11 protein-coding genes are annotated in these 11,557 nt (G+C 71.3%); all 11 read left to right on the top strand.

Annotated elements, in window-relative coordinates; all coding sequences use genetic code 11:
• The first annotated feature begins 1 nt into the window (after position 1).
• The 11 genes from OG504_RS09595 to rfbC are packed head-to-tail and all read left to right on the top strand — an operon-like array spanning position 2 to position 11,551.
• Positions 2-1,291 carry an O-antigen ligase domain-containing protein gene (locus OG504_RS09595; RefSeq protein ID WP_405989398.1) on the top strand — a complete coding sequence of 430 codons (1,290 nt, stop codon included), beginning with the start codon at positions 2-4 and terminating at the stop codon, positions 1,289-1,291.
• Between the two features lie 2 nt (positions 1,292-1,293).
• Positions 1,294-2,535 (top strand): glycosyltransferase, encoded by a 1,242-nt coding sequence (locus OG504_RS09590; RefSeq protein WP_405989397.1) that lies wholly within the window; start codon positions 1,294-1,296, stop codon positions 2,533-2,535.
• Complete coding sequence (locus OG504_RS09585; RefSeq protein ID WP_405989396.1) at positions 2,532-3,782, top strand: class I SAM-dependent methyltransferase; 1,251 nt, start codon at positions 2,532-2,534, stop codon at positions 3,780-3,782. Before OG504_RS09590 ends, OG504_RS09585 begins: the two co-directional genes overlap by 4 nt.
• The gene (locus tag OG504_RS09580) at positions 3,779-4,573 is read left to right on the top strand and encodes a sugar phosphate nucleotidyltransferase (RefSeq protein WP_405989395.1); all 795 of its coding nucleotides are present in this window, start codon (positions 3,779-3,781) and stop codon (positions 4,571-4,573) included. The genes OG504_RS09585 and OG504_RS09580 overlap by 4 nt, the downstream gene beginning before the upstream one ends.
• Positions 4,570-5,217, top strand: coding sequence for a PIG-L deacetylase family protein (locus tag OG504_RS09575; protein WP_405989394.1), 648 nt, complete (start codon positions 4,570-4,572; stop codon positions 5,215-5,217). The genes OG504_RS09580 and OG504_RS09575 overlap by 4 nt, the downstream gene beginning before the upstream one ends.
• A gap of 6 nt (positions 5,218-5,223) precedes the next feature.
• On the top strand, positions 5,224-6,249 hold the full coding sequence (locus OG504_RS09570; protein WP_405989393.1) for an NAD-dependent epimerase/dehydratase family protein: 1,026 nt from the start codon (positions 5,224-5,226) through the stop codon (positions 6,247-6,249).
• The gene (locus OG504_RS09565; RefSeq protein WP_405989392.1) at positions 6,237-7,520 is read left to right on the top strand and encodes a DUF4910 domain-containing protein; all 1,284 of its coding nucleotides are present in this window, start codon (positions 6,237-6,239) and stop codon (positions 7,518-7,520) included. The genes OG504_RS09570 and OG504_RS09565 overlap by 13 nt, the downstream gene beginning before the upstream one ends.
• Positions 7,517-8,824, top strand: coding sequence for a hypothetical protein (locus tag OG504_RS09560; protein WP_405989391.1), 1,308 nt, complete (start codon positions 7,517-7,519; stop codon positions 8,822-8,824). The genes OG504_RS09565 and OG504_RS09560 overlap by 4 nt, the downstream gene beginning before the upstream one ends.
• Positions 8,821-9,768 (top strand): glycosyltransferase family 2 protein, encoded by a 948-nt coding sequence (locus OG504_RS09555; RefSeq protein ID WP_405989390.1) that lies wholly within the window; start codon positions 8,821-8,823, stop codon positions 9,766-9,768. The genes OG504_RS09560 and OG504_RS09555 overlap by 4 nt, the downstream gene beginning before the upstream one ends.
• Positions 9,765-11,003, top strand: coding sequence for a polysaccharide pyruvyl transferase family protein (locus tag OG504_RS09550; RefSeq protein ID WP_405989389.1), 1,239 nt, complete (start codon positions 9,765-9,767; stop codon positions 11,001-11,003). Before OG504_RS09555 ends, OG504_RS09550 begins: the two co-directional genes overlap by 4 nt.
• Entirely contained in the window at positions 11,000-11,551 is a 552-nt protein-coding gene (rfbC, locus tag OG504_RS09545; RefSeq protein WP_405989388.1) for a dTDP-4-dehydrorhamnose 3,5-epimerase, read from the top strand. The genes OG504_RS09550 and rfbC overlap by 4 nt, the downstream gene beginning before the upstream one ends.
• Positions 11,552-11,557: the final 6 nt, after the last annotated feature.

Genomic DNA, 11,557 nt, shown 5'->3' with positions numbered 1-11,557 from the left:
GATGGGGGAGAACCTGACGCGCGGACCGGACACGGTCGGAACGCAGCCGGGCGCCGCGCCGCGCCCGGCCGGCACACCGAAGATCGTCGGCATCGTGTGGGGACTGCTGGTCCTCAACACGCTCGGCTCCGCCGGGGCGAAGACCATCGTCCCGCTGCCCCGCTCCCTCATCCAGATGGTCACCATGGGCTCGCTGGTCGCCGCGTTCGCGCTGGCACTCGTGGCCAATCAACGGCTGCGCATCCGGCCCAGCGCCTACGTGCTCCTGCTCACCCTGCTGCTGGTGTCGAGCGTGATCTCCAGCGCGAGCCTGGAGTCCGGACTCGGCGCGCTGTTCCGCTGCTTCCGGCTGGCCCTCTTCGTCGGCACCCTGTGGCTGCTCACCCGCTGGTGGGACGGCGGCCTGACGTTCGTCCGCTACCACATCCGGGCGTACTTCGCGGTGCTCGGCTCGGTGACCGTCGGCCTGGTCGTCTCACCGGGCAAGGCCCTGCCCGGCCTCTACGGCGGACGCCTCGTCGGCGCGCTGTGGCCCCTCACTCCGCCGCAGATCGGGCAGTACGCGGCGGTCATCATCGGCCTCACCGTGCTGCTCGTCGTGGGCCGCCGCGTCGACCGGACCAGCGCCGTGCTGGTCATCGTGCCGTCGCTGGTGCTGCTCGCGCTGACCCACACCCGGACGGCCACGCTCGGCCTGCTCCTCGGGCTGGTGCTGGCGATCGGCTCGCTCATCCTGACCAGCGCCGCGGCCCGCCGCTTCTTCACCTGGGCCGTGCTGATCTCCGTGGTGGCCGCGGTCGGCTTCGCCTCCGCGCTGCAGACCTGGTTCCTGCGCGGACAGAGCCAGGAGAACTTCTCCAGTCTCACCGGCCGGGCCAAGGTCTGGAACGCTTTGCTGGCCGAGCCCCGGTCCGCCGCGGAGAAGGCGTTCGGCGTGGGCCTGGGCGACAAGTCGTTCGGCGGGCTGCCGATCGACAACAGCTGGCTGGCCGTCTACAACGAGCAGGGCCTGATCGGCGTCACCCTCGTCGCGGTGATCATCGTCGTGCTGGGCGGCGTCGCGCTGCTGCGGCCGCCGTCGCTGGAGAGGTCCTGCGCGATCTTCCTGATCAGCTACTGCGCGATCGCCTCGTACACCGAGGCCGGTCTCGGCGACGCCTCGCCGTATCTGCTCCATCTGGCCCTGGCCGCCTCGCTGTTGGCGGTCCCCGCCCAGGCCGTTCCGCTCGCGCTGCCCCAAACCTCGCGACGGCACGTCCCGCGCTGGGCCCGTAGATCGGAGGTGAACTGAGCATGCACGTTCTCGTGGTGCACAACCGCTACAACTCGGCACAGCCGAGCGGGGAGAACAAGGTCGTCGACCAGGAGGTCGAGCTGCTGCGCGCGGCCGGCCACCGGGTCGGGGTGTTCGAGCGGCGCAGCGACGACATCGGCGCCCGCTCCCTCCTCGGCAAGGTCGCGGTGCCGCTCCTGGTGCCGTGGAACCCGGCGGTGCGCACGGAACTCGCCGCCCGGCTGCGCGCCGAGCGGCCGGACGTGGTGCACGTGCACAACGTCTTCCCGCTCCTGTCGCCCGCCGTGCTCGCCGCCTGCGCCGACGCCGATGTACCGGCCGTCGCCACGCTGCACAACTACACCCAGGTCTGCCCGCCCGGCACGCTGCAGCGGGACGGCCGACCGTGCACCGAGTGCGTCGGATCGACGCCGCTGCCCGCCGTCCGGCACGGCTGCTACCGCAACTCCCGCCTGGCGACCGTGCCGCTCGCGGTCAGCCTGTCGGTCAACCGGCGGCGCTGGTGGTCCGGTGTGGAGCGCTTCCTCTGCATCTCCGCGGCGCAGCGTGACGTCCTGGTGCGGTCCGGCATGCCGGCCGAGCGGCTGGCGGTGAAGCACAACTTCGTGCCGGAGCCGGGCAGTCGCCGCACGGGTGACGGCGAGCACGTGCTCTATCTCGGCCGACTCGCGGAGGCCAAGGGCGTGCGGCTGCTCATGACCGCGTGGGACGAGATCGCGGCGGGCGGCGGTACGGGCGTACCGCTCGTGATCGCCGGCACCGGGCCGCTGGAGCCGGAGGTGACCGCCTGGGCCGCAGGCCGGGACGACGTGCGCTACGTCGGCCTGTTGGACGCGGCGGAGTGCCGCGAGGCCATCGCGCGGTCGGTCGCCGTGGTGGCTCCGTCGACGTGGCTGGAGGCGTTCGGCCTGGTGGTCGTGGAGGCGATGGCGGCCGGGGTGCCGACCGTCGCCGCGGGCCACGGCGCCTTCGTCGAACTCGTCGAGGACGGCGTCACCGGGCTGCTGCACCGGCCGGGCGAGCCCGCCTCGCTCGCGTCCTGCATACGCCGGATCGCGGCCGAGCCGGCCCGCAACCGGGAGATGGGGCAGGCGGCCCGGCACCGCTACGAGCAGGGATTCAGCCCGGCCGTCGGCCTGGAGCGCCTGCTGGAGGAGTACCGCACCGCGATCGCGGGTCGGTCAGCACTGGCTCGCGGTGGGGACACCCGCGCGAGCAGGGGGGATGGGGACAGCAGATGACACGATGCCGACTCTGCGGCTCGGAAGCGACGACGAGCGTCGTCGATCTTGGGGCGACACCACCATGTGAGAGCTTTCTCGCCGCGGACCAACTGGACCGGCCGGAGCAGACGTACCCGCTGAACCTGCGGGTCTGCACCCACTGCTGGCTCGCACAGATCCCGCCGCTGATCACGCCGGAGGAGACGTTCAAGGAGTACGCGTACTTCTCCTCGTTCTCGACCTCCTGGGTGGAGCACGCGCGCACGTACGTCGACGGCGCCGTACAGCGGTTGGACCTCGGCGCCGACGCCTTCGTGGTCGAAGTCGCCAGCAACGACGGTTACCTGCTGCGGCACGTGGTGGACCGGGGGATCCGCTGCCTGGGCATCGAACCGTCGGTGAACGTCGGTGCCGCGGCGCGCGAGGCGGGGGTGCCCACGCTCACGGAGTTCCTGAGCCCCGACACCGGCTCGGCCGTCCGCGCCGAGCACGGCCCTGCGGACCTGGTCGTGGCCAACAACGTGTACGCGCACATCCCGGACGTCGTCGGGTTCACCCAGGGGCTGCGCGCGCTGGTCGCCGACGACGGCTGGGTCTCCATCGAGGTGCAGCACCTGCTGACCCTGATCGAGGAGAACCAGTACGACACGATCTACCACGAGCACTTCCAGTACTACACGGTCGCCTCCGCGATCCGGGCCCTCGAGAGCGGCGGACTCGCCCTCGTGGACGTCGAGTTGCTGCCCACGCACGGCGGCTCCATCCGGCTGTGGGCCCGGCCGGCCGAGGTGGCGGGGGAGCCGTCGCAGCGGGTGGCCGACGTGCTGGCCCGGGAGAAGGCCGCCGGGTTGCAGGAGCTGTCGGGGTACACCGAGTTCTCCGCCCGGGTGGCCAAGGTGCGCCGGGACCTGCTGCGGTTCCTCATCGAGGCGGCCGAGCGCGGCGAGACGGTCGTCGGCTACGGCGCCCCGGGCAAGGGCAACACCCTGCTCAACCACTGCGGCATCCGGCCCGACCTGCTCGCGTACACGGTCGACCGCAATCCGTACAAGCACGGCAGATTCACCCCGGGCACCCGCATCCCGATCCTGCCGCCGGAGCAGATAGCCGCCGACAGACCGGACTACGTCCTCGTCCTCCCGTGGAACCTGCGGGCCGAGCTGGTCGAGCAGCTGTCGTTCGTGCACGAGTGGGGCGGCCGGCTGGTCTTCCCGATCCCGGAACTGAGCATTGTCGAGGGCGCTTTGAAGGAGGTCACAGCATGAAGGTCGTCCTGTTCTGCGGCGGTTACGGGATGCGCATGCGCAACGGAACCTCCGACGACGTGCCCAAGCCGATGGCGATGGTCGGGCCGCGCCCGCTGATCTGGCACGTCATGCGCTACTACGCGCACTTCGGGCACACGGAGTTCATCCTCTGCCTCGGCTACGGCGCCCACCACATCAAGGACTTCTTCCTCAACTACGAGGAGACCGCCTCCAACGACTTCGTCCTGCGGGGCGGCCGCACCGAGCTGCTGTCCACCGACATCGCCGACTGGACGATCACGTTCGCGCAGACCGGCATCGAGTCACCGATCGGGGAGCGGCTGCGCAGGGTGCGGCACCATCTGGACGGCGACGAGATGTTCCTCGCCAACTACGCCGACGTGCTCACCGACGCCCCGCTGCCCGAGATGATCGACCGGTTCGCCCAGCGCGACGCCGGGGCGTCGATGATGGTCGTACCGCCACAATCCTCGTTCCACTGCGTGGAGTTGGGCGAGGACGGCCTCGTGGGGGGCATCACCGCGGTGAGCGACATGCCGCTGTGGGAGAACGGCGGCTACTTCGTGCTCCGCCAGGAGGTCTTCGACCACATACCGGAGAACGGGGACCTGGTCGCCGACGGATGCGCCCAACTGGCCAAGCGCGGACGGCTGGTGGCGCACCAGCACCGCGGCTTCTGGAAGCCGACCGACACTGTGAAGGAGCGGGCCGCGCTCGACGAGGCCTACACCCGGGGCGACCGCCCGTGGGCCGTGTGGGAACGGGACAGCGCGGGAGCCAGAACGTGATCCGGCTCGGGGCCGGCTCCCTGGACCGGATCGTCGCGGTGGGCGCGCACTGCGACGACATCGCCATCGGCGCCGGCGGCACCCTGCTGACGCTGTGCCAGGCCCGGCCGGGCATCCGCGTCGACGCGCTGGTGCTCTCCGGCGGCGGCAGCGAGCGCGAGCAGGAGGAGCAGGCCGCTCTCGCCGCCTTCTGCCCCGGCGCCGACCTGCGGCTGACCGTGCACAAGCTGCCGGACGGCCGGCTGCCCACGCACTGGGACGAGGCCAAGGCCGCCGTCGAGGAACTGCGCGGACAGACCGACCCGGACCTCGTACTGGCCCCGCGCACGGATGACGCGCACCAGGACCACCGTGGCCTGGCGCAGCTGATACCCACCGCGTTCCGCGACCACCTTGTGCTCGGCTACGAGATCGTCAAGTGGGACGGCGATCTCGGCCGCATGGCGGCGTACCAGCCGCTGTCGCCGGAGACCGCCGAACAGAAGGTGCGGCTGCTGCAGGAGCACTACCCCTCGCAGCAGCACCGGCCCTGGTACGACCGGGAGGCCTTCCTCGGCCTCGCGCGGATCCGCGGCATCGAATGCCACGAGCGATACGCCGAGGCGTTCGCCGTCACCAAACTCACGCTCAACCTGGGGGGTTGAACAACCTTGCGCGTACTACTGACCGGACACCAGGGCTATCTGGGCACCGTCATGGCTCCGATCCTCACCGCCGCCGGACACGAGGTCGTCGGCCTCGACTCCGGCCTGTTCGCCGACTCCGTCCTCGGCCCGCAGCCCGCCGACCCGCCCGGGGTGCGGGTGGACCTGCGCGACATCACCGCCGAGCACGTGGCCGGGGTGGACGCCGTGATCCACCTGGCCGCGCTCTCCAACGACCCGCTCGGCTCGCTGGCCCCCGAGCTCACCTACGACATCAACCACCACGCGTCCGTACGACTGGCAACACTGGCCCGCGACGCGGGAGTTCGACGCTTCCTGTACGCGTCGACCTGCTCCGTCTACGGCGCCTCTGGCGGCGACGGCCTGGTCACCGAGGACGCCCCGCTCCGCCCGGTGACGCCGTACGCGGAGTCCAAGGTGCGGGTCGAGGACGACGTACACGCGCTGGCCGACGACGACTTCACCCCGGTGTTCATGCGCAACGCCACCGCCTTCGGCTACTCGCCCCGGCTGCGCGCCGACATCGTGCTGAACAACCTGGTGGGCCACGCGCTCCTGTCCGGCGAGGTGCTGGTCCTCTCCGACGGCACCCCCTGGCGCCCGCTGGTGCACGCCGCCGACATCGCCCGCGCCTTCACGGCCGCCCTGACCGCGCCGCGCGAGGCGGTGCACGACCGGGCGTTCAACATCGGCAGCGAGATCAACAACGTCACGGTCGCCGAGATCGCCGACCAGGTCGCCGAGGCGGTGTCCGGTGCGAAGGTCGTGATCACCGGGGAGAACGGCGCCGATCCGCGGTCCTACCGGGTGGACTTCTCCCGCTTCCGCACCGCGATACCCGGCTTCGACTGCGAGTGGACGGTGAAACAGGGCGCGCTCGAACTCGCCGACGCCTACCGGAAGTTCGACCTGACCAAGGAGGACTTCGAGCAGCGCTTCACCCGCCTCGCCGTACTGCGCGCGGCGACCGACGCCGGCACCGTCGACGACACCCTGCGGTGGCGCCGATGACCGACACCGGCGAAGAGATGTACGGGCTGGTGGAGCGGCTGTACCCGCTCTGCCGGAGCATCACGGGGGACGGTGTGCGCGCCACCCTGGACATCGTCGGCGAGTACCTCCCGCTCCAGGTGCACGAGGTGCCGACCGGGACGCAGGTCCTCGATTGGACCGTTCCACAGGAGTGGAACATCCGGGACGCGTACATCGCCGACAGCACCGGCCGGCGGGTCGTCGACTTCGCCGCGTCCAGCCTGCACGTGCTCGGCTACAGCGTGCCGGTGGCGAGGACCATGCCCCTGTCCGAACTGCGCGCACACCTGCACACCCTGCCGGACCACCCCAACTGGGTGCCGTACCGCACCAGTTACTACAAGCCGGACTGGGGCTTCTGTCTGTCTCAGGCGACCCTGGACGCGCTGCCCGAGGGCGAGTACGAGGTGCGCGTCGACTCCACACTCGCCGACGGCCACCTCACCTACGCCGAGCACGTGGTCCCCGGACAGGTCGCCGACGAGGTGATCGTCTCCTGCCACACCTGCCACCCGTCGCTGGCCAACGACAACCTGGCCGGCATCGCGGTGGCGACGTTCCTCGCCCGGGAGCTGGCCCGGCGGACGCCGTACTACACCTACCGGTTCATCTACGCGCCCGGCACCATCGGGGCGATCACCTGGCTGGCCCGCAACGCGGAGCGGATCGAGCGGGTCAAGCACGGCCTCGTGCTGGCCTGCGCCGGGGACCCGGGACAGCTGACGTACAAGCAGAGCAGGCGCGGCGACGCGGAGATCGACCGAGTGCTGCGGCACGTGCTGACCGCGTCCGAACGCCCGCACAGCGTCAACGAGTTCACCCCGTACGGCTACGACGAGCGGCAGTACTGCTCGCCCGGCTTCAACCTGGGCGTGGGCTCGCTCACCCGGACCCCGTACGCGGGCTACCCCGAGTACCACACCTCGGCGGACAACCTGGACTACGTCTCCCCGGAGGCGATGGCGGACACCCTCGCCGTCTGCCGCGAGGCGTTCGCCGTTCTCGACCGCAACCGGCGTTACCTCAACCTCAGCCCCTACGGCGAACCCCAGTTGGGCCGGCGCGGGTTGTACGACGCGCTCGGTGGCCGCAGCGACACCAAGCAGGCCCAGATGGCCATGCTCTGGGTGCTCAACCTCTCCGACGGCGAGCACAGTCTGCTGGACGTCGCCGAGCGGTCCGGGCTGCCGTTCGACACCGTGGCCGGCGCGGCCGGCGCTCTGCACGAGGCCGGGCTGATCAAGACATGACGCCGATGACCACCGACGGGGAGAATCCTCGGACGACGGCGAGACCCGCCCGGTCCGCCAAGCGCGCCCTCGTCGGCCGGCTCTCCTGGGGACTGGCCGACCAGGCGGCCTCCAGCATCAGCAACTTCGCGGTGGGCATCTACGTGGCCCGCTCCCTCGGGGTCACCGCGTTCGGCGTCTTCAGCCTCGCCTGGGTGACCTACGGCGTGGTGCTCAACGTCTCCCGAGGCCTGGCCACCGACCCGCTCGTGGTGCGGTTCAGCGGGGTGCCGGAGGCGTCCTGGCGCGGGGCGGTGGCCCGCTCGACGGGTACCGCGCTCTGCGTCGGCACGGCCCTCGGAGCGCTGTGCCTGGCGGCCGGGCTAGGCCTCGGCGGCCGGGTCGGGCCCGCCTTCGCCGCCCTCGGTCTCATGATGCCGGGGCTGCTGCTCCAGGACGCCTGGCGGTTCTCGTTCTTCGCCGCCGGTGACGGGCGGAAGGCCTTCGTCAACGACATCGTGTGGGGCGTCGCGCTCGTCCCCGCCATGGTGGTGGCGGCCCATGTCGGCACCGTGGCCGCCTTCGTGCTCGCCTGGGGCGCGTCCGCCACGGTCGCGGCGGGGTACGGCTGCGTCCAGTCCGGCATCCGGCCCCGGACGGCACAGGCCCGCGGGTGGCTGCGCGAACAGCGTGATCTCGGCTACCGGTACCTGGTCGAGAACGTCAGCCTCAGCGGCGCGAGCCAACTACGGGCGTACGGGCTCGGCGCGATCGTCGGAGTCAGCGCGGTAGGCGCGGTGCGGGGTGCCGAACTCCTCCTCGGCCCCTTCCTCGCCGTACTGATGGGGCTCTCGCTGGTCACCGTCCCCGAGGCGGCACGCGTGCTGCGGCAGGCCCCGCACCAACTCGGCAGGTTCTGCCTGATGCTCGGCGGGGGACAGGCCGCCGGAGCGCTGCTCTGGGGCTCGGCGCTGCTGCTGATGCCGGGCAGGCTCGGCGAGTTGGCGCTCGGTGACGTCTGGCACTCCTCCTCGCACCTCATCGTGCAGATCACCCTCAGCGTCGCGGGCGCGGGCCTCGGCACCGGTGCGGCGGCCGGGCTGCGCGCACTCGGCGCGGCCCGGCGCAGCCTGAAATGCCAGCTGTTCGCCTCCGCCTGCTACGTCGGCGGCGGACTCGGCGGAGCGGCCCTCGCCGGTACGGCCGGCTCGGCCTGGGGCGTCGCCGCCGCGACCATCAGCGGCTCGGCCGTGTGGTGGCTGCAACTGCGCTCCGCCCTGCGCGAGCGCCACCGCGATCCCATCCCCGAAGTGAGGACCTCATGACCGACCGACCGAGGCTGAGCATCGGCCTGCCCGTGTACAACGGCGAGGAGTACCTGGCCGAGTCGTTCGACGCCCTGCTCGGCCAGACATACGAGGACTTCGAACTGGTCGTCTCCGACAACGCCTCGACCGACGGCACCGAGACCATCTGCCGCAAGTACGCCGCGCAGGACTCCCGCATCCGGTACCTCCGGCTGCCCCGGAACATCGGCGCCACGCCGAACCACAACCACGTCTTCGCCGAGTCCCGCGGCGAGTTGTTCAAGTGGGCCTCGCACGACGACCTCTACGGCCGCGACCTGCTGCGCCGCTGCGTGGAAGCGCTGGACGAGCGGCCGGAGGTGATCCTCGCGCACACCGACCAGGCGGTCATCGACGGCGACGGCCAGGTGACGGTGCCCTACGACTACACGCTCGCCACCGACTCCCCGCACGCACCGGAGCGCTTCCGCAGTCTGCTGTTCGAGCCGGGCGGAGACGACTTCTACGGGGTGATGCGGGCCGACACGCTGCGCCGGGTGAAACCGATGGACAGCTACCACCACGCGGACCGCACGTTCGTCGCCGAGATCACCCTGCACGGGCCCTTCCACCAGGTGCCGGAAGTGCTGTACTTCCGCCGCGACCACCCCACCCGCGCCGAACGCGCGAACCCCTCCAAGCGCGCCCGCTGCGTCAACCTGGACCCGCGCCGGGCGGGCGCGCTGCACCCCACGCCCCGGCTGCTCGCCGAGTACGTCTGGGGCTTCGCCTCGGCGATCCGGCGGGCGCCGCTCTCCCCGGCCGACCGGCGCGCCTGCTACCGACACCTGGCTTCCTGGATGACCAGCCGGGTCCGGCCGGGCGCCGGCGAGCGCGTCGAGGACCGCGCCCCGGTCGGCCCGGGCCAGCTCACGGTCTCCGTCGATGCCCTCGTCGCCGGCCGCGAGGGGAGGCACGCATGACCTCCGCGCCCCAACGGCCGGTACGCGTAGGGGTGTTCGGCCTGCTCGGCTCCGGCAACCTCGGCAACGACGGGTCGCTCGAAGCCGTCCTCGGCCACCTCCGCGCCGACCACCCGGACGCGGTCGTGGACGCCTTCTGCGGCGGGCCCGAGGCCGTGACGGCCCGGTTCGGGATCCCCGCCACCCGGATGCACTGGAACCGCGCCGAGTACCGGACCGCGTCCCGCGTGGGCTCGATCGCGTCGAAGGGTCTGGGCAAGTTCGTCGACATCTTCCGCACCGCCGCCTGGGTGCGGAAGCACGACGTGGTGATCGTGCCGGGCATGGGCGTCCTGGAAGCGACCCTGCCGCTACGGCCGTGGGGCTTCCCGTACTCGCTGTTCCTGCTCTGCGCGAGTGGCCGGCTGCTGCGCACCCGGGTCGCGCTGGTCAGCGTCGGCGCCGCCGAGATCCGCAACAGACCCACCCGGGCCCTGGTCCGCTGGTCGGGGCGGTTGGCCGCGTACCGGTCGTACCGGGACGCCCAGTCCCGGGACGCGATGCGGGCCATGGGCGTGAACACCGCGCGCGACGAGGTCTACCCGGATCTGGCGTTCTCCCTCCCGTCACCACCCGCGAGCGAACCCTCGGACGTGCCGGGCACGGTCTGCGTCGGCGTCATGGACTTCCACGGCGGCAACGACGACCGCGCCCGGGCCGACGAGATATACCGGCGCTACCTCGACGGCACGATCCGGTTCGTCCGCACGCTGGTCGAGGAGGGCAGGCCGGTCCGGCTGCTCACCGGCGATCAGTGCGATACGACGGTGGTCGCCGCGATCCTCGAAGCGGTGGACTCCCCGCTGGTCACCGCGGCCGAACCGACCTCACTGGCCGACCTGATGAAGGAGATGACGGCCGCCGACACCGTAGTGGCAGTCAGGTACCACAACCTGATCTGCGCGCTGAAGACCGGAACACCGGTGCTCGCCCTCAGCTACGCGGCCAAGAGCGACGCGCTCATGGACCGGATGGGCCTCGGCGCGTACTGCCACCCGGCACGCGAGGTCGACGCCGACCGGTTGCTGGAGCAATTCAGGGCGCTGGAGAAGCGATCGCCCGAACTGCGCCAGACGCTCACCGAGCGGAACCTGGCCGCCGCCCGCCAACTGGAGGACCAGTTCAGCTCGTTGACCGCGGCCGTGTTCCCCGCGACCGGCCACACACACGCTCACGCTCGGCAGGAGTCTCCATGAAAGCGACCGAAGTCCCGGAGATCGCCGGTGCGTTCCTCTTCGAGCCGACGCCGTACGCCGACGAGCGCGGCTTCTTCTGCCGCACGTTCGACGCCGACGTGGTCCGCTCGGTGGGCCTCGACCCGGACGCCTTCGTCCAGGACAGCCTGTCCCGCTCGGTCCGGGGCGTGGTGCGCGGCCTGCACCTGCGATCCGGCGCGGGCGAGGCCAAGTTGGTGCGGTGCTCGTACGGGCGGATCTTCGACGTCGTCGTGGACCTGCGGCCGGATTCCCCGACCTACCGTCATTGGGTTTCCTTTGAACTCACAGGAGAAACACAACCAACTCTTTACATTCCGGCGGGATGCGCGCACGGTTTTCAAGCACTGACCGACACCGCCGACACCTCGTACCGGATCGACCGCCCGCACGATCCGGCCGAGGACGTCACCATCGCCTTCGACGACCCGGAGCTCGCCATTCCGTGGCCGCTGCCGGTTGCACTGATGTCCCAACGGGACCGCGAGGCGCCGAGCCTCGCCGAGGTCCTGAAGCACAGAGAAAGTTGAGGTCCC

Source organism: Streptomyces sp. NBC_00986, from assembly GCF_045162565.1.
In the GTDB taxonomy this organism is placed as follows: domain Bacteria; phylum Actinomycetota; class Actinomycetes; order Streptomycetales; family Streptomycetaceae; genus Streptomyces.
The sequence above is the reverse complement of the archived record's forward strand: the minus strand, read 5'-3'. Positions and strand labels throughout refer to the sequence as shown.